12 protein-coding genes and 1 pseudogene are annotated in these 20,697 nt (G+C 39.4%); all 13 read right to left on the bottom strand.

Annotated elements, in window-relative coordinates:
• A pseudogene (locus D1164_RS13920) lies at positions 1-211 on the bottom strand (MFS transporter); the annotation flags it as partial.
• 41 nt (positions 212-252) lie between these two features.
• Positions 253-1,785 carry a hypothetical protein gene (locus D1164_RS13915; RefSeq protein WP_206611011.1) on the bottom strand — a complete coding sequence of 511 codons (1,533 nt, stop codon included), beginning with the start codon at positions 1,783-1,785 and terminating at the stop codon, positions 253-255.
• 28 nt (positions 1,786-1,813) lie between these two features.
• Positions 1,814-2,539 carry a fibrobacter succinogenes major paralogous domain-containing protein gene (locus D1164_RS13910; RefSeq protein ID WP_172594463.1) on the bottom strand — a complete coding sequence of 242 codons (726 nt, stop codon included), beginning with the start codon at positions 2,537-2,539 and terminating at the stop codon, positions 1,814-1,816.
• Between the two features lie 11 nt (positions 2,540-2,550).
• Positions 2,551-3,201 carry a fibrobacter succinogenes major paralogous domain-containing protein gene (locus D1164_RS13905; protein WP_119350599.1) on the bottom strand — a complete coding sequence of 217 codons (651 nt, stop codon included), beginning with the start codon at positions 3,199-3,201 and terminating at the stop codon, positions 2,551-2,553.
• 34 nt (positions 3,202-3,235) lie between these two features.
• Positions 3,236-4,852, bottom strand: coding sequence for a hypothetical protein (locus D1164_RS13900; protein ID WP_119350598.1), 1,617 nt, complete (start codon positions 4,850-4,852; stop codon positions 3,236-3,238).
• Between the two features lie 136 nt (positions 4,853-4,988).
• Positions 4,989-7,382 (bottom strand): glycoside hydrolase family 3 N-terminal domain-containing protein, encoded by a 2,394-nt coding sequence (locus D1164_RS13895; RefSeq protein ID WP_119350597.1) that lies wholly within the window; start codon positions 7,380-7,382, stop codon positions 4,989-4,991.
• A 5-nt stretch (positions 7,383-7,387) separates the two neighbouring features.
• On the bottom strand, positions 7,388-8,986 hold the full coding sequence (locus D1164_RS13890) for a hypothetical protein (protein ID WP_206611010.1): 1,599 nt from the start codon (positions 8,984-8,986) through the stop codon (positions 7,388-7,390).
• A 78-nt stretch (positions 8,987-9,064) separates the two neighbouring features.
• A complete protein-coding gene (locus D1164_RS13885; protein ID WP_119350596.1) occupies positions 9,065-11,392 on the bottom strand; it encodes a glycoside hydrolase family 3 C-terminal domain-containing protein in 2,328 nt (775 codons plus the stop codon).
• A 39-nt stretch (positions 11,393-11,431) separates the two neighbouring features.
• Positions 11,432-13,573 carry a glycoside hydrolase 5 family protein gene (locus D1164_RS13880; RefSeq protein ID WP_119350595.1) on the bottom strand — a complete coding sequence of 714 codons (2,142 nt, stop codon included), beginning with the start codon at positions 13,571-13,573 and terminating at the stop codon, positions 11,432-11,434.
• A gap of 194 nt (positions 13,574-13,767) precedes the next feature.
• Entirely contained in the window at positions 13,768-15,369 is a 1,602-nt protein-coding gene (locus D1164_RS13875) for a hypothetical protein (protein WP_119350594.1), read from the bottom strand.
• Positions 15,370-15,387: 18 nt separating this feature from the next.
• Positions 15,388-17,505 (bottom strand): glycoside hydrolase 5 family protein, encoded by a 2,118-nt coding sequence (locus D1164_RS13870; RefSeq protein WP_119350593.1) that lies wholly within the window; start codon positions 17,503-17,505, stop codon positions 15,388-15,390.
• A gap of 15 nt (positions 17,506-17,520) precedes the next feature.
• Positions 17,521-18,978, bottom strand: a complete 1,458-nt coding sequence (locus tag D1164_RS13865; RefSeq protein WP_119350592.1) for a hypothetical protein — start codon at positions 18,976-18,978, stop codon at positions 17,521-17,523.
• Between the two features lie 82 nt (positions 18,979-19,060).
• Positions 19,061-20,692, bottom strand: a complete 1,632-nt coding sequence (locus tag D1164_RS13860) for a RagB/SusD family nutrient uptake outer membrane protein (RefSeq protein WP_119350591.1) — start codon at positions 20,690-20,692, stop codon at positions 19,061-19,063.
• Positions 20,693-20,697 lie beyond the last annotated feature (5 nt).

Raw genomic sequence — 20,697 nt, 5'->3', positions numbered from 1 at the left:
AAATAAATACTTTCCCTTTTTTGTCCTGGAGTATTCCCATGGGTATGGACAACACCCCGAACATCAGGTAGCCCAAAAATGGCAGCAGGGTGGCTGCGGTTATGGAAAGCGTGAATGACTCCCGTGCTAGGCTTACCATCGGACCCGCTGCATCCACCATGCCCATGGATAAAAATATCAGATAGACCGGTAGAAATTGTTTGTGTCGCATGGTTTTGTTATTATATGGTTGCTATAGGAAAATGGCATTGTTCATTTTCCTGAAAATAATTGATTTATAATACTTACTGTAGAATCTACCAAGATCTGTCCTCCTATTGGACCTACCGGACTACTCTGAATAATGGCGCTATAACCCCCGCCGTTAACCGCTTTTTTTGTAGGAAGATACGTTCCGGGACCAGCTAGTTGTATTACAAAGGTTTGCAGTGCAGCACTTCGAGCTTGAATTCGTAGTCCGTAATCTGTAAAAAGTTCAAATTGGTTAGTACATATTGCTATATCTCCAATACGTAAGATATGTACCTCTGTTTCCAATTTAGCATCCGGATTTTTTTGTTGTATTTCATATCGTTTCAGAACATCTGCATTCCAGGTCATGGAAGTTAAAACCTGTTTTGCCGCCTCAGGATTCGCATCAATTTGTGCTTTGTATTTATCTCGTTCAGATTTTGAAAACAAATATTCTTTTTCTGTAACCTTTCGCATTGGTAAAGGTAGGATTTCTACCTTATGGGCTAATTCTACATCAGTATAACGATCTTTTTTTACAGTCTCATAGGTTTCTTCAACAGCTAAAACAATTCGTCTGGCTATTTCTTCCATGCGGCTTAAATTTCGTAGTTTGAGCATGCGTTCTTCAGCGGCTTTTCGGTACATGGGGCGTGGGGACTGATCTCCTGATGCACCTGTCCAGCCGAGTACACAAAGTTGGGGACCAAAGCGCTGCTTTAAACTCTCACGCACGGGATGCCAAAAATCAGCATTGACGGCCAATCGATGTTCAACCTCCTGGGAAGGACATGGAACATTAATAGTCATTGCAACTAACTTATCGGTACTATCCCAGAAGAAAAGCATGTTAACATCATGATCTTCAATGCCCTCCAGATTCATAAAATCAGGTGTATTAGTATTACCATACATTTGTGCTGTCCCGTTTGAAAACTGCCCTGGCTTTTTGGCTTTTTCTGAATAAACCACTCTCCTGTTATATGCAATTGCTGCATGACTTAATCCCCATGAAACACTCCCGGAGGAACGGTTTTCCCATGCTTTAATAATTGCATCAGCTACACGTTGAACAAAAAAATTCTGGTATTCTTCGACTTGTAAAACTCCTTCTTTGGGTATAGGATATCTAAAATTAGACTCCGGGCCATTTTCTAAAACCGGAGCTGTGTGGGTATGTGTAGCATTTAAAAAGATTTTTTCTCCATCTAATCCAGGTATCTGCTTTTGCACTTCAGCCCGAATTTTTTTCACCAATTCGTTAGGTATACCGACTAAGTCACAAGAAACCATTATGGCCAAATCAAGTGTTTTGTTACTTTCACTTGATTCCAAAACTAATACATTTGCAGTCAGTGGAGTTTCAATAGTTTCTGCAATCCGTAAATTAAACTGCCCACACACTGCTACAGGCAAAGCCGGCGTAATATCGGCAGTTGCAGTGCCAATATTCAATTCTTTTGCATGCAGATGAGTACTTAATGTCAAAATGAATATAGACAATACAGCATTTAAGAAGGCATTCCATCCTCCTTTTGTTATTTTTGTTTTCATAACAATATATTTAAAATTGATTAACTACTTATTTTTTTATGCACCTTGTCGCGAAACCGAATTTTTTGTCTCCATTGGGATTTCTTCCAATGCATTCATTTGTTGAAGAAAAATGGCGATAATAAGCACATGATATAGAGGTCTCAGTAGATGTCCATATGGTAGAACCCGTAGTCATATCATAAAATTTGCCGCTACTGTCTCTTCGTCCGCTGGGGATAATCGTAAGGCCACTTTCATTTGTGGCACCTTTATTCGGGCTACTCCATTTTTCTGTGCCAGCTTCTTTGAGTTTTCCTCCTTCGTTGTCACCACGCCATACTATTCCGTTGGCCTGTTCGGAACTCATTCCCATAAACATTTCCAGTTTTTTCCAGTCTTCGTCTCTGGCAATGCGCCATCCTGCCGGGCACAGTTCTTTGTTGGTGGTAACCGCATGTCCGTTATACAAAGCGCCGTAAATATCTTTGTGTGAAATGTCATTATCATACCAAACATAGGCCGGGGCATCACTATTTCGCCATTCCGTAATATCGGTCACGTTGGGAATGGGAGTGCCATCGTTATACCGGGTGGCTTTAAGATTTTCTGTCATCCATTCCTGTTCTCCAATAGCCACCGTTTTATAAACATTCCCATCTATATCGGTCACTGTCTGATGTTTCTCCTGAGCCAATGATTTTGATAAAATTCCCGTAACCATTAGTAATATTATCAGGAATATGGAGCCTGTTTTATTTTGTAGTATTGTCATTTTAAAAAAGATTAATTGCATTTTACGCATCTGATACTAAAGCCATTGTTGCTGGTAAAATAACTCCGGTATATTTTTCTGTTTTTGATACTTATGGTTCTTGACCAAATATGTGTATCGGTAGCTTTTGTCGAAGTCCACCAGTACCCGGTGATGCCTTTTTCATAGAATATGCCCGAACCCCAGTAGTATCCATACCGATAGCCATTATAAACCGGGGAAAAACCAATCTTCTCCAGTTTTGTAAAAGCAATCTCGGTTCCACCGAGGTATTCAATAAGTATCTTCCAGTCAGTGTCTGATGGTACGCGCCATCCTTCCGGACACAATTTACCTGTATTTACGGCTTGCCAATTATATAAACCACCATGTATCGATTTTTTTGAAATATCATTTTCGTACCATGAAAAGGCCGGTTTGGTAGTGCGTACCCATTCTGTCATGTCAGAGATATTTGGAATCAATGTACCATCATTTAATTTTTTAGTTTTCAGGTTCTCTGTCATCCATACCTGATTGCCTATCACAATTGTTTTATATTTATTACCCTCAATATCAGTTGCGATACTTGAACTTTTTTGCCCATTAGTTTCAGAAGAGGTAAATACAGATAATGAAAAAAGCAATAGTATCAAGACATAAATTGAATTTGTATTTTTCATTGTAAAGTTATTTAAGTATCATGTTTCCAGATTATTATTGTTCCATTATATCGTTTATCATTTCCAATGTTTTTTCTACCAGTTCTTGTCCCCCTTCAGGCCCTATAAGGGTGCTGGCAGGAACAGCCCCATAAGCACCACCTTCAATTGAGCGGGTTGTTGGGACATATGAACCACTCCCAGTGAGCTGAACGAGGAATGTTTGTGTAGCTGGACTACGTGCTTTTATCCTCACTCCATAGTCAAGGTAATATTCAAATGGATTTGTTGCCATTACTATATCGCCAATGCGGAGCATATGCACTTCAATCGGCATCTTAGACTGTACTTTTTCAAGTTCATAGCGATCCTTGACGCTTTTCCCCCTTCTCATTTTGGTATGGGCAATTGTAATTTGAGTATACCATTTCGGTTGTTCTTTTAATGCAGGGGTTTTCTGGATTTCTTTTAGAAGCTGAATATACTCCTCTTCCCATTTTTCAGCTTCTTTGTTTCCTTGAATAACGTCTTCAGGACCAATTAGTCGCCTTGAAAGTTCGACAACTTCCAGTTTGTGTTTTAAGGTGGGGTTTCGGTTTATGCTATTTTCCATATAAGGAAGTACGGAAGTAACAGCATCAGCTATTCTCACTGCAATATCTTTTCTTAATCCCAGTGTGCGATCACCCACGTCCTTTAGGTCGGGAAACATCATTTTTTGCATCCTGGCTTCTGCTTTTTCTCCTATCATTATATGAGGAGACTGGTCACCTGCTGCGCTACACTGGGGTAGAATAAATATATTTTCCCCGAGACGTTTACGAATTTCAACCCTGGTGTCATGCCAAAAATCAGCACTTATCTGATACAAACCCTCAGTAACCTGTGATGGACAGGCAACATTTATTAAAACTCCGGTTAGATTATTTTGATTGTCCCAGGTATAAAGAAGATTAACGGAATGATCTTCGTATCCTTCTATATGGCTGAAATCTTTTCTGTTTGTATTTCCGTACATAACAGATTTTTCGGAAAAGTCAACCTGTAACCTGTTATGCCCCACAACTGCATGTCCCAGTCCATAGCTTATTCCTCCCAAAGTCCTGTTTTTCCATGCTTGTTCTGCCGCTTCGCTAATTTTATCAGATACAAATTGAATACATTCTGCGGGTGACATTACATCCAGATCAACACCGTAAAGTTCTTTTGCACTGGATGCTGTGTGGCAATATGGAGCTGTATGTGTATGAGTTGCGTTAATTATAATTTTTTCGGGAGACACTTCGGGGATTTTTCTGGAAATCTTTTCCCGTATTGTACTTCTAAGATTATCCTTTGCATTATCTCTTGTGCCATCGCTTATACTCACAAGGTCACAACTTATAAGAAAGATCTTTTCTGAAGATTCTCCGTTGCCAGATTCCAGTGCAAGTACTGTGGCAGTAACCGGGTCCATTACTCCTTCGGAAACCCTGGCATGAAATTGACCGGAAATGAGAACAGGTTTGTCCGGTGTTATATCAACCTGTGCCCATCCAACAGATAAATTGCCTGAATTATTAGCAACAACAGTTGTCGTATTTTTCTTTACCTTTTTATCCTTACAGCTGTTAGTCACAACGAACAGTGAGGGAAAAATTAGAATTGCGATTAAAATTTTTAAGTTTTTCATAGTCATTTATTTTTTTAGCCATTTTGTTATAATTTTTTGATCTAAAGCACTGTGTGGCTGCATGTACCTATTCAGCAGTCAGGTTTCATCCAAATAATAAATGAGTATTTTCTCAAAGTTTTTTGATGAATAATTATCATAATATTGTAATGATATCTGTAAGTTTTATATTATCGGCAGAGGCTCCTACCATAATTTCAAAATCTCCCGGTTCAACCACATACTTCATACTTTTATCCCAAAGCCCCAACTCTTTGCATGAAATTGTAAAATTTACAGTTGTTGTTTCACCCGGTTTGATATTAACTTTTTTAAAGGCTTTTAATACTTTCACCGGAGTAGTTACTGAGCTAACCTTATCATTAATGTATATCTGAATAACCTCTTTCCCTTCCATCTGTCCTGTGTTTTTTACCGAAACAGACAATTCAATCTTACCGTCACCAGATAATTTGTTTTGTTTGATGTTTAGATTAGAATATTCGAATTTGGTATAACTCAACCCATACCCAAATGGGAATAGAGGATCTGTTGAAGCAAACACATAGTCTCTTCCGGGTTTTTCGGGAGTTCCCGGTGTGCGATAATAACCTCTGCCAGTAGGTTTGTAATTATAGAACACCGGAATGTGCCCTTCACTTTGCGGAACTGAAACGGTAAGTCTTCCCGAAGGATTCACTTTTCCAAAGATAATTCGGGCTATGGCATTACCACCCTCTTCTCCCGGATACCATGCCTCAAGGATAGCAGGAATGTTTTCTTTCTCCCATTTAATGGTATATGCACGTCCGTGAACCATCACCATCACTATGGGTTTCCCGGTTTTGTGAATCGCTTTTATCAGTTCAGGCTGAATGCCTGGAGGGGTCAATTCGGATCTGTCATACCCTTCACCACAAGTAGGGTATCCCCCCTGCTCTGCCAATTCTCCCCAGCCTACTCCGGCCAGAGACATGCTTGATCCTCCTATTACCAACACGACAACATCGCTTTTTTCTGCTGCCTCAACAGCCTCCCGGAACCCGCTTGCATCCAGGTCGGTAATGCCACAACCTTTTGCATATTTGACAATAACCTTATCCCCGACTATATTTTTTATACCCTCAAGTACTGTAACTCCGGTATTATTATCTTTAGAAATACTGTAATCACCGTACTGAACCTGATCGGCATTGGGGCCGATAACGGCAATTGACTTTAAAGAAGAAATATTAAGTGGCAATAAATTATTTTGATTTTTTAATAATATTATCGATTCTTCAGCTACCTGACGGGCTAATTTTACCGATTTTTCAGTATGGATCAGCTCTGACAAATTTTTAGGTACCTTGTATGGTTCGTCGAACAAACCTGCTTTGAATTTTACAGTAAGGATATTTTTTACCGCTTCATTGACAAGAGTTTCAACTTCCTTATCTTCTTTTGCCAAGGTTATTAATTCTGAATATGCATAATTGCCACCTTCCTGGTCAACGCCAGCCTCCAGGGCAACGATTGCTGTTTCAGCTTTGCTCGAAGTTATTTTATGTTTGTAATGTAACATGCCAACTGCCCCATAATCAGCGAATACATATCCATCAAAACCAAATTCTGTTCGCAGAATATCTTTAAGTAAGGTTTTATTCGCATGCACAGGAATGCCGTTAACCTCACTATAGGAGGGCATTACAGAATATACGTTTGCTTCTTTTACAGCCTTTTCAAAAGGATATAAATGAAGATCTCTGAAATCTCGCGGACCTACCTGGATGGGTGCGATGTTGATGCCGGCAATTGGAGTTGAATAACCTACATAATGTTTTGCAGTACTCATAATGTGGTTTTTGGGTATTCTTTCTCTGGTAATGATAGGATCTCCTTGCATACCTATAATAAAAGCTTTTCCCATTTCAGCAACGTGGTAAGGGTCTTCTCCGAAACACTCCTCTACCCTTCCATATCTAGGGTCCCTGGCCAAATCAAACAAGGGAGCAAAAAACTGGTCACATCCGGTTAAGCTGGCTTCATAAGCTAAGAGGGTAGCCATTTCTTTTATTAATTCCGGATTCCAGGTACTACCTTGACCAATGGTTTGAGGGAAAATAGTTGCATCGTAAGCCAATTGTCCATGAATCCCCCCTAAATCAACCTGTATGGCAGGAACTCCCAATCTGGTATTTTCGCGAAGATACTTGTCTGCAGCTTCTGAATATTTTGCGATGCCTTTAACATCAATCGGCTTATCCTCCACTTTATTCCAGCGAGGAGGATCCAGACAACCAATGCTTTCACCTTTAAACAGTTCTTTCAGGGATTCCTCAGGAATATTACCATCATTGTCTGGTTTAAGATTTTCCAGGCTTAACTTTAACATTTGGTTGACTTTTTCTTCAATAGTCATCCGACCAATCAAATCATTGACGCGTTCCTCAATTTTAAGTTTCGGATTTTTATATGGAGGTAACTGTCCGTAAAGTTTTGTAGTGGGCAAAGTATTCAATGCAATAAGAATCATTATTGCGACAATAATTTTTTTTCTAATTGATTCCATTTTTTTTAGTTAACTTTTTGATTATATGATACATTCCAAAGTTTATTAATAAGTTCAACAGTTTGATCAACAAGAAGCTGACCTCCTTCCGGCCCCACCAGGTTACTTTGAGCGATTGCACTGTAATGTCCTCCTTTTACAGCCTTCTCAGTAGGAAGGTAAGTCCCTGGTCCGGCAAGCTGTACAACAAATGTCTGTACAGCTTTACTTCGGGCCTGTATGGCGATACTATAATCGGTGAATAACTCAAAAGGATTCGTGCAAATAACGATATCACCAATACGGATTACATGTATTTTGGCATTATACATTGGGGCTAGCTGGATTTTTTGTTGTTCATAACGCCGAATTACATCTCCTTCAAATGAGTTAAGCTTGCGGAAAAGGCGGTCTTTTGCCTTTGGATCAGCATTAATCTGGGCTTCTAATTTTTTAATTTCTTTTTGGCTGGCCTTATATTCGGTTTTAGTTATCAGTCTCATTGGTAATGACATGTCCTTTGTTTCATGAATTAATTGAATGTCATTATGACGATCCGTTTTAACAACTTCATAAGTGTCCTCAACGGCAAACACTATACGACGTGCTATTTCATCGAGCCGACTCAGGTGCCTCAGATTACGCATCCTTTCTTCACCTGCTTTCCCATACATAAGGTGAGGTGACTGGTCACCTGCCGCTCCAATCCAGCCCAAAACGCAAAGGCGAGAATTGAAACGTTTTCGTAAGGATAACCTTACTGGATGCCAATAATCTGCATTGATTTCATACCTCTCCTCTACCTCCTGAGCAGGACATGCGACAGCAATACCGACAGCAATTAATTCCCCTTGCTTATCCCAGAAAAAAAGAGAATTTACATTCTGGTCTTCATAGCCTTCAATGCCCCTGAATTCAGGGATATTGGTTTTTCCATACATTTTTGCTGAGTTATCGGCATAGACTGCTCTGCGGTTATAGCCCACTTTTGCCTGGCTTAACCCCCAGGTCACATTTCCTGGTTTTCGACTGTCCCAGGCTTGTTTTATGGCTCTTCCTATTTTTTTCGCAAAAAAGGAATAATAATCTTCAATTTGCGTAACATCTTTTTCAGGAATCGGATAAACATTAGCACGCACAACAGGTGCAGTATGCGTATGGATTGCATTCATTACTATTTTGTCGGTATTAAATCCAGGAAGAAGCTTGTGAACTTCATATTTTACTTGATATAGCATCTCTGAAGGAATAACCACAAGATCACATGAGACAAAAACAGTTGTTTCGATTAGCTTATTTTTATGCCTTGACTCCAATACAGCAATATTGGCCTCCAGGGGTGTTCCAACTTCACGGGCAATCCTTAAATGCATCTGACCATCCAAAGCAACGGGTAATTCAGGCGTGATGTCAACAGTAGATGTGCCAACATAAAGAGTATCCGCATACGCTTTAATATTAACTGAAAGAAGTGAGATTGTAAAAACAGGTATTGTAAATATGAATCGATACAATAAGGTGTTGTTCTTCAGCGTGGTAATAAGTTTATGTATGATATAAATAGTTATAAATGGATAGCCTGAAATTTTATTTAAGCCGTTGTTGCTGGAATGATTATTATTCATTTGTATTCTGTATTTAAATTTTTTATCCATTTGTCACATTGGTTGTCTTAATCGTTCCACATGGAGTTTATCATCTCTTTAATTTATAATTAGTTCAGTATTATTCATCTGCAGTTTCTCATCAGATGAATCAGTAGCTGTAAAGAGGGTATATTTGCCGGGTTCCACCACCCAGTTTGTATTCCAGTATTCCAGCTGTTCCTTCCCTATTTCAAAATTCAGAGTCTTTTTTTGACCCGGCTCCAGGTAAATACGCTGAAACCCCCTTAATTCTTTTTTGGGACGCACACGGGCAGTATTCCTGGCTTGAATATAGAGTTGTACAACTTCTTCTCCCGGCACCTTTCCTGTGTTTGTAATATCAACTGAAAGTGATGTCTTCTCATTAGAGGTTATACAAGCATTTTTCAAAATGAGATTATCAAGTTTGAAAGTTGTATAGCTAAGCCCGTATCCAAAGGGGAACAGAGGTTTGGGAGATGATGCATAAATTCTGCGGGGCCGGCCGGTTTCCAGTTTGTTATAAAACAAAGGTACTTGTCCAACATTATGAGGGACAGATACAGGAAGTTTGCCTCCGGGATTGACTTTTCCAAATAATACATCTGCAATTGCATTCCCGGTTTCCTGGCCGAGATACCAGCCCTGAATAATTCCAGGAATATTTTCTGCGACCCAGTTTATTGCAAGGGGTCTGCCTCCAATCAAAATGACAACACATGGTGTCCCGGTAGCTTTAACTGCCTGCACAAGTTCCAGTTGTCTGCCTCTTAGTCCCAGATAATCCGTGTCTTCATTTTCCCGGCAGGTTGCTTCGGAACCCCCAATAGCCAGAATTGCTACATCTGATTTGCGGGCCAGTTCAACAGCTTCCAGTATCTTTTGTGATTCAGGAGCAGCTGTATTTTTTACTATACTTTCAGCCTTTCGTGTCAACTCCTGCTCAAACTGAATATCATAATTCTTTGATCTTTCAGTGTCAATATCTGTACCTTCGGCATAGCAAACTTCTATTTTATCTCCAACATAGTTTTTAATTCCTTCCAGTATTGTAACAAAATATTTGAGTTCTCCCCTAGAGTAGCCACCAACTCTTATCGCATTAGCATTAGGTCCGATAACAGCAATTTTTTTCAACTTGTTACTATCGAGAGGTAAAGTATTTTTTTCATTTTTGAGCAGAACAATAGCTTTATGGGCTACTTCAAGTGCAAGTTCATCGCTTTTTTTGTCATTTATGGTTTTCCAGTTAATGTTTTTCTCGCGTGTGTTCTTTATAGAATTATAAGAGGAAATACCGGCTCCCCGGTAACGCTTAAAGTGGTCTGCATAATATACCGGTGGCGCTGAATCCTGTTTCACAAATATATCGGGAGATGGAATTTCTGTGTCAAATAATCTAAGTGCAAATTTAGCACGTAGGTTAACGGCAACTGCATTGTCTAAAAGTTTCTCAGGTATTATATCTTTTTTTACAGCTTCAATTAAATTGTGTCCATATACTCTGTTGTTAAAACCTACCGATAGATCTAACTCCTGATGAACTCCTGCCTCAAGTGATTTTCGGGCCGCGTCTGAGGGGTCCGACGCATAATAAAAAAGATTATATAGTCTTGGAATGTCCTGGTTATCTGATACAACTAATCCATCCCATCCATATTGACCACGTAAAATATCATTCAATATAAAATTGTTTGCGTGGCACGGAATTCCGTTTAGCAGATGATGGGCTGGCATTATGCTTGAAACTCTTGCTCCTTTCATTGCCATTCGAAATGGGTAGATATGGATATTATGAAGGTTATATTCGGAAACATCCATTGCTGCACCATTATCCCCGGCCATAGGCTCTCCGTCTGCAACAAAATGCTTTACACATGCAAGTATATGCTCTTTGTCAAACCGTTGTTCGCCTGTTCCCTGTAAGCCCTTAATGTAAGCAACACCAATTTTTCCAACCAAAAAAGGGTCTTCCCCATAGCTTTCCTCAATTCGTCCCCACCTGACATCTCTTACCACAGCCAGCATGGGTGAATAGCATTGATGAACACCGTAAGCTCTTGCTTCTTTGGCAACAACATTTCCCATTCTTTCAATTAAATCAGGATCCCATGTACTGGCCATTGCTATTGCCTGAGGAAACCTTGTTGCCCCGTTTGCCATAAATCCATTTAAACACTCTCCGGCAATCAAATTGGGTATTCCAAGTCTTAAATTGGCATTGGAATAAATATTTGTACCAAAGTAATAGGAAACAAGCTGGTATGCCTTTTCTTCAATAGTCATTTGGGAGATTAATTCCTGAACTTTTGCCTCATCTACATTTGGAAAAACAGATGAATTTTGAGCACTTAATTGAACAGAATAACCTATTACTATTAAATATATCTTGAGAATAAGCTTCATGTTAATTTTGGTTGTGTGGCATACAGTGTTTTATCGTGGTTATAGTTCTTGTATTAAATAGTACATTGACTGAAATTCTTTACCTATTTCAAATCTGAATACTCCATCTTTATATTCAGAAGGCATGTAACCAGTAATCATTCCTTGCGGATTTATAGACATTACACGTAAATTTTTCTTGTCCGTTGTAATCTCTATCGCAGCTTCTATCACTTCAATCAAAATTGGACCATGACCGGGATTTAATTGTTGTGTATGCTCCTCATTGTATTTGCTGTTGGTATTGTCTGCTCTCCCTATGGCTGTCAGGAGCATGTTTGTTGAACTTTTAATAGGCTCATCGGTTAACGAGCTAATAGCTACAGTGGCAAAATCTGTCTTTGCGTCAACTTTAAAATCGTTCAGTGACAATTCCCCTTCTTTGCCAATAAAGCCATAAACCGCTTTACTCTTTGGTGAATCTATCCAACCTATCTTTTTGTTCAAGTTTCTGTAAAGTTCTTTGGTATCAGAGAGTACCTCGCCTTTTTCTATGTTTAATACCGCTTCGTCGGGTCGGACAATCAGATCTCCCTTGCAATTCATTCCGGGGATAACACTCTCAGTCCTGTGCTTTTCTGCTGTTAAAAGATGGGCTTTCCCACGACCATCCAGAGGATCAATGATTTTTATATTTACAATTTTTTCGGCAGGTTTTATATCACCTCTTCTCATAATGAGGGCTGCATGGTAAAATAACCCAAACTTTGCAGGATCATTAAATGTATCAAATACGCCGCCCCTGTAGTAAACACCATTCAACGCTTTTCCTGTAACAGGCTTACCGATCATATCAACATCCTCATCCAAAGTATACCGGTAAGTATGTATGGTAAAACCGCCCCATCCCTGAAAAGAGCCTGCCGCTGCCATTAAGATTGAACTTTCTGCTCTCCACTCATTTGGCCAGGGATTATCCCACTCCGATATAAAAAATGGCTTATCCTGTACTCTGTAATATGCCAACCCGGGTAACATATTATTGGTAGAGCCTACATTAGGTTTATTTCCAAACTTCCCGGTTCCGTCCCGCCATCCTCCACCGCCAGATGTGTAAGCATGGGTATCGGTAAAATCACAGACTGCCTGAGCAAATAAATGAGCTGCATTTCTTGTCCAGTTGGTGCCGGCAATAGGAATCTTTACACCTATTTCCCGCATATGGGCAGTCATTTCATTGTAGTAATTTTTAGTAACATCGATAAAGAAGTTTGTTATGTTAATATCTTCTCTGGGATCAAATTCAACTTTACCATTACCAATCTTTATTTTTTTGCTGGCGGCCCATTTCCTGTATTGTTCTTCTAGTTCTGTTCTGTAAGGTTCATCCTTTACCGCATATCTCGGATAGGTAAATAAATCATTTTCATTGGTTATCTCGGTCAATACGATAGCGGGTTCATCTTTATACGCCAGTTTTGTATACGGATTTATGTGAGTCCACAAATCATGATTGAATTTTTTTTGTAATTCAATTAACTTTTTGTTGTATGTACTATATGGTTTTGCAGCATCACCCAATTTGTCGGCGGCTAAAACACCGTCACCTGTTTCAAATCTTCGGTAGGTTAACAAATCCATATAAATATATATCCCTTCTTTTTTTAGACAATATATCAGGTAGTCAAGGCGATCCATGCTTTCCGGATCAACGCTTTGTGTATTGGGTTTATTTTCTCCTCTGGTAAACTGAAAAATATTGGGAGTGGACCATTCCCCATCCATTTGATGGAACCTTACGATATTGACCCCAATCTTGGCTAGTCGCCTGGCTACCTTTTCGCTGTGCTCATGAGAAGGAAATATTTGTGCACTGTTGAAATTGGTTCCCCAAAAGCGGGCTTCGGTTCCATCTTCAAAAACAAATTTATCTCCCTCTGCTTTTAAGAATCCATGTTTCCCTGCGGGTTTTTCATTTTTATAAATAAAAGACAGATCAATGGGCATATCATCCCAGGGGAGGGTATACGGAACTGATTTCCTTTCAGGCCCTCCCTGTTCATTCAGATTATTTTCTGAATGAAGAGAATTATTTACTCCATTAATCTCTAATATTGATAGAAAAAGAAGAATAACAAAGAATCCTCTTTTGATATAAGAGTTTTTTAAAATTCCAGGTTTGGGGATTTTGAGAAGTGACATTTTACTCATGATTTTTATATTTTACTAATGGTTTTGGACTACCTGTATTCTTTTTTTAGTTGTTGACACATATCAAGTTGTGGTATTATGGGCAAATGTGGAACGGCAACAATCGATTAAATTTGCAGTTAGATGAATACTGCCTGCCTTATAATCTATGTACCAGAAACATCAGGTATTCTTTCCTATATCAATTATTTTTCCCACACTTCATCTATCAGTTTCAAGGTTTCTTCTGCAAGTTCATAACCTCCTTCAGGGCCAACTAAAGTACTTGTTGGAACTGCTCCATAGGCGCCCCCGGAAATTGAACGGTTTGTAGGAACATAAGAACCACTCCCTGCCAACTGAACCAAAAAGGTTTGTATGGCAGGGCTACGAGCCTTTATTTGCATTCCATAATCCACATAATATTCAAAAGGATTTGTAGCCATAGCAATATTACCTATCCGTAAAACATGAATTTCTATGGGAAGCCTTGGTTGCATTTTTTGTTTTTCATAGCGCTCCTTAACACCCAGACTTCTCAGCATCAGTCTGTGTGTTCTGGTTATTTCCAGGTACCACCTCGGCTTTTCCTTCATCTCAGGATTTTCTGTAATATCAAAAAGCATCTTTTCAAACTTTTTTTCCCACTCTTTAGCCTCTTTCATGGCATTATTGACATCTTCAATCTCTATAAGCCTGCGGGAAATTTCTATTGTCTCTACTTTATGTTCAAAAATGGGATTCCACTCGATATTGTTTTTTGTATAATGAAGGACTGAGGTAACAGCGTCTGCAATATGCATTGCAATTTGTTTTCTGCGGCCTGAGCTATTTCGTCCTGATTCAGTTCCCGGAAACATAAGCTGTTGCATACGTTCTTTCGCTTTCTTTTCTATCATAAGATGTGGGGACTGATCTCCCGCAGCGCTGCACTGTGGTAAGATAAAAAGCTCTTCTCCAATCCGTTTCTTAATCTCAATTCTGGTCTCATGCCAAAAATCCGCACTTATCAAATAATCACCTTCACTAACTTGCGATGGGCATGCTAAATTTACCACAACACCTGTAATGTTTTTTTTGTTATCCCAGGTGAAAAGCAGGTTCACCGAATGATCTTCATAGCCTTCAATATGACTGAAATCTTTCCTGTTTGTATTACCATACATTTGAGATTTTCCTGAAACACCTGATTGCAAGCGGTTATTCCCCACCGCAGCGTGTCCCAGTCCATAACTTATACCCCCAGGTTTCCGGTTCTTCCAGGCCCGTTTGGCAGTTTTACTTATGTTTATTGTTAAAAAATCCAAACAATCTGAGAACTCCATTGCTTCCAGTTCAATGCCATAAGTGCTTTTTATATTTGACGTCTGAGTAATATTATCAGTAGTCTCTTTTATAACCTCTCTGCTGGCCGAGTATTGTGGGCCGGAGTGGGTATGAGTGGCATTAAGAATTATTTCTTCGGGTTTTATTTCCGGTAATGATTCTGTTACACGTTTTCTTACGGCATCCCTTAGTTCATCCGTAATAAAAACCAAGTCGCAGCTTATTAGTATTACCTTTTTAGAAGATTGTCCATCAATGGATTCAATTGCAAGAGCAGTCGCCGTTACAGGGTCCATAATCCCTTCTGATACCCTGGCATGGAACTGTCCGTGAATAATAACAGGAACATTAGGTGTCGTATTTTCAGATGCCCATCCAATATACATTTGAGATGAATTGTCAACTTCCTTTTCTTTACAGCTTATCAGGAAAAAGAAAATAATACTGTAGAATAATGTTTTGCATAGAAGATGTACGTTCATTATGCCAATTTTAGATTTTTACAGTTCCTGTATCAAATAATACATTGACTGGAATTCTTTTCCAATTTCAAATCTGAACACTCCTTCTTTGTATTCTGAAGGCATATAACCGGTAATCATTCCCTGCGGGTTGACAGACATTACACGCAGATTTTTTTTATCAGTGGTAATCTCAATGGCAGCTTCTATTACTTCTACCTGGACAGGACCATGGCCAATGTCAAGTATTTGGGTATGTTCATTGTTATACTTGCTATTGGTATTTTCGGCCCGGCCCACAGCTGTCAGGAGCATGTTATCCGAAGAGCTAATGGGAGCATCATTCAAAGAGCTGATTGCAACAGTGGCAAAATCTGTTTTTATCTCAAAGTTTACCTTGTTTAATTTTATCTCACCTTCCTTTCCTACAAAACCATATACTGCTTTTGTTTTAGGAGAATCAAGCCATCCTATTTTTTTGTTTAAGTTTCTGTATAGTTGCTTGGTATCGGAAAGTACCTCCCTTTTTTCCGGATCAACCACTGCTTCATCAGGATGAACAATTATATCTCCCTTACTGACCATTCCGGGAAGGACACTCTTTACTTTATGCTTTTCTGCGGTAAGCAAAAGGGCTTTCCCGTGCCTTGAAAGCAAGTCGTCTAATTTTATATTTACAGTTTTCTCTGCAGGTCTGAAATCACCCCTTCTTATTATTAGTGCAGCATGATAAAACAATCCAAACTTAGCAGGGTCATTGAATGTATCAAACAATCCACCTCTGTAATAGACTCCATTTAGTGCTTCCCCGGTGATGGGCTTGGCTATCATATCAACATCTTCATCCAGGGTATATCTGTAAGTATGGATAGCAAAGCCACTCCAGCCTTGCATGGCTCCCACAGCAGACATTAACAAAGAACTTTCAGCCCTCCACTCATTAGGCCAGGGATTATCCCATTCAGAAACAAAAAATGGCTTATCTTGTACGTTATAAAATGCCAATCCGGGAAGCATATTGTTTGTGTTGCCAGTCATTGGCTCATTCATAAACCGTTTGCTTCCATCTCTCCACAGTCCAAAATCATAATAATAGGCATGGGAATCGGTAAAATCTGCCACTACCTGTGCAGTCAAATGGGCGGCATTTCTTGTCCAGTTGGTGCCGGCAATAGGAATCTTCACTCCTATTTCCCGCATGTGCTCAATCATTTCATTATAATAATCAGTAGTTACATCGATGAAGAACTTCTGAATATTGATGTCTTTTTTGTTAAACTCCAGCTTCCCGTTACCTACTTTTATTTTATTCTTGTCGGCCCAGGTTCTGTATAAATCTTCCAGTTCTGTTCTGTAAGGTTCGACAGTTACATTTTGTGACCATAAATCACATTCGTTCGTAATTTCAGTCATTACAATCGCAGGCTCATCTTTATATGCCAGTTTTGTATACGGGTTTATGTGAGTCCATAAATCATAATTGAATCTTTTTTGTAATTCAATTAACTTTCTGTTGTATGTGCTATATGGTTTTGCAGCATCACCCAATTTGTCGGCAGCTACAACGCCGTCACCTGTTTCAAATCTCCGGTAGGTTAACAAATCCATATAAACGTATATTCCTTCCTTTTTCAAACTATATATCAGGTAGTCAAGACGATCCATGCTTTCAGGATCAAGGCTTTGTGTATTGGATTTATTTTCTCCTCTGGTAAACTGAAATATATTTGGGGTGGACCATTCTCCATCCATTTGGTGGAATCTGACTATGTTAACCCCTATTTTTGCCAGTCGCTTTGCTACTTTTTCGCTATGTTGGTGCGAAGGGAAAATTTGAGCGCTGTTGAAGTTGGTGCCCCAAAATCTTCCTTCAGTCCCATCTTCAAAAATAAATTTATCGCCTACCGCTTTTAGGAAGCCATGCTTTCCTGCCGGTTTTTCTTTTTCATAAATGAAAGACAAATCAATGGGCATATCGTCCCATGGGAGGGTATAGGGTATGGTTTTGGAGGGAGTATTGTCCTGTTTGGGGATTAGGATATTACTTATACTCTCTATCTGAAAAAACAAAAACAACAGTGTAAATATACAAGCTTTCAGTAGGCTGGCACATACCATATTTTTTGTTGTAAGAATAAATATTGATTTTATTTTCATGATTATTGTTTTAGATTATTTCATTGTTTTGCTGATCATTTCAACTGTTTTTTCAACCAGTACCTGTCCTCCCTCAGAGCCCACAGAATTGCTTTGTACTATTGCAGAATAGCCACCCCCGGCTTCAGCTTTAGCGGTAGGGACGTAGGTTCCGTTTCCATTTGCAAGCTGTACAACAAAAGTTAAAACAGCGTCACTACGAGTTTTAATTCTCAACCCAAAATCAAGAAAAAGTTCGAAAGGATTAGTTGCAAAAACAACATCGTCCAGTCGCATAACATTTACTTTTACCGGGTAATATGGATTTTTATCCTGTTTATTATATCTGTCAATAATTCCTCTGTGCCATGATGCCCGGTCAGGTTGCTCTTTAGCCAATTTTTCAGACTGATCTGCCTCCTCTTTGGTAACTTTGCGTACAGGTAAAAACAACTCATCATATAGATGATTGAAGACAACTTCATTTTTTATATCGTCCTGAACGTAAGGGAATACTTCATCTACTGCGTTTGCTATGCGAAGCCCAATTTCCTGCCTGCGATTTATCCCTTTTCGTTTAAGCATTTCCATTTCAGCTTCCTTCCTCCACAGTAAATGGGGGGAAATATCACCAGCTGCGGCAACCTGTGGTAAAATATAAACATCTTTGCCATATCGTTTATGCAATTCAACCCTTGCCTCATGCCAAAAATCGGCAGACAATTGTGTCAGACTCTCTGTCTCTTGTGTAGGACATGCAATGTTTAATACCATACCGGTAAGTTTTTTCTGCTCATCCCAAAAAAACATCATTTCCAGACCATGATCTTCATAGCCTTCTATATGCGAAAAATCTACCCGATCTGTTTTTCCATACATTACTGCTGTCCCCTCTCCAAAACCACTTGGAACAGGGGAAAAGTAAACTGCCCGGCGGTTGTTTCCCACCACTGCCTGTCCCAGTCCCCAACTCATCCCGGCAGGTTTGCGGGATTTCCAGGCTTCAACGGCGGCATTTACAATTTGTTCTGCTGCAAATTTTACATATTCTGCAGGCTGAATCGCCTCTTCGGGTATTTCATACCTACCTTCCGTCAGTACAGGTCCGGTGTGGGTGTGCGTGGCATTTAAGATTAATTTGTTTGAATTAAATTCGGGTAATTCTTTTTTTAATAGCCCTGTCACTTTTTTAAGAAGGCCTCCTCTAATTACCACAAGATCACAAGATACCATAATGGCTGTTTCGATACTTTCATCACCATTTCTTGTCTCAATGGCCATTGCAGTACATGTTACGGAGTCCATTATTTCCCTGCTGATTCTGGTCCCAAACTGACCGGAAAGGGCAACAGGTTTATCGGGAGTTATGCTTTTTGTTGACCAGCCGACATAAAGTTTGTGAGGATTCTGATTAACAGCAAAAGAAGTATTAGTTGATAATAAAACCAGATAAATTCCTATTAAGATTTTCCAACCTTCTATTTTATTAGACATTTTTTACCCTTTATAATTGTTTGATTACTAACTTAAAGATTGGCTATGTTTTTCGCCAATCTTTAAGTTATTTGATACTTTTTTATTCCCAGCCCGGGTTTTGTTCCAGGTTTGGATTTAGAGCTATTTCCTGGGTTGGTATTGGGAGAAGATACAATTTGTTATCCCATGTTCTTGTAAAGCCGGGATACACGATTCTATAATTGTTATTATCATTAGGATCGCGTGCTCCTTTATACGTGAGAGAATCTTCGAGTCTCTTACAAGCTTTCCATCGAACCAAATCATCCCATCTGTTACCTTCTGCACAGGTTTCGATACGGCGTTCGCGGCGAATCTCATTAATAAGAGGTGATACCGGAATTTCCCAAACCGGCCAATCCGGATCCACAAAGCTAACATCCACAGTCAGATGAGGCATGTTTACCCTGTCTCTAAGTACATTGATGCTTTGGTCCAGCACTTCCTGTGTGCATTCTCCTAATTCTGCTTTGAGTTCAGCATAGGTAACCAGTAATTTTCCATAACGAAAAATAAAACGATCAATGTCGCACTGCCATTGCACCCTGTCCGCTTCATAAGGGGAATATCCTTTGGTGATGTAATATCCAGTTGTACAGTAATTTCTGTCAAACTCAGGCATGTCCAGGTATTCTTCTCCTCCATCCTGATATATTCTGTATGGACGATCGGGGGTATAGATTGATTGTTTCATACGGGGATCCCTGTTTTGAAATTCATCCATAAATTCTTCATCGCCTTGGTACAGAGGACTCAAAGAAGTAGGCAAACCGTCTTCGCAAAGATATGATTTTACAAAATCCTTGGTATAACCTGTTTGTTGCTCACCTAATTGACGAACATCATCATGTGTGTGCAATCCTTTAATAAAACGTTGGATCATTATGGCTTCCGGGTTTCCCTTCAATTCATACTGAACAAATAAATCGAAATAATCATTGTGAGGATTATCGGTACTATATAGCTCAAATGCTCCTGAGTTTATCACACCTTCGGCAGCATTAGCCCCTTCTCTTAATATCTCTTCAAAATTTCCAAGGTCGTGATATTTTCTAAATGTGCCTTCGTATAAACATGCCTCTGCCTTAAAAGTAAGCGCCGCATATTTTGTCAGGCGCCCAGTGGCAGATTCTTCGGGCAGATTGGCAATGGCAAAATCCAGATCTTTCAGCAAGTTGGCGAAAACCACTTCTCTGGAATCCCTTGCATTATAAAGTTCTTCAGAGTCTGTTTGTAAATCTTTATCAAACCAGGGCACATCGCCAAAATCTTTTACTTTTTTATGGTAAAAGTATGCTTTAAAAAATCTTATCTCTCCTTCATATCTTAAGACTTCGGGACTCTTTTCCATATTTTCAATCCTGACAAGGGCAAAATTACATCTGCGTATAGGCAGCCAGTCTCCTTTGCCCCAACCTCCTCCGGATGCCGGAACAGTGTATTCATTCCAGCTACGTGCACGGCGGTTTGCCGGAGCCTGATTATCCGAATCGTTATCTGGGCCTGAGCGGAACAAAAAATTAGGAGGATCTAAATATTGATAAAATTGATTCGCATACATGGCTATGTCTGATGCTGATTTCCAAAAATCAGCATCACTTACGCTGTCTAATGGGATCTTTTCCAAATATTCATCGTTACATGCCATAGCGATAAATAATGAAAGGCTTATAATAACAAATAATTTTTTCATAAAAC

The organism is Mariniphaga sediminis (assembly GCF_003573545.1).
Classification (GTDB): domain Bacteria; phylum Bacteroidota; class Bacteroidia; order Bacteroidales; family Prolixibacteraceae; genus Mariniphaga; species Mariniphaga sediminis.
Note: the sequence above shows the minus strand (reverse complement) of the source record. Positions and strands in the feature narration are given on the sequence as shown.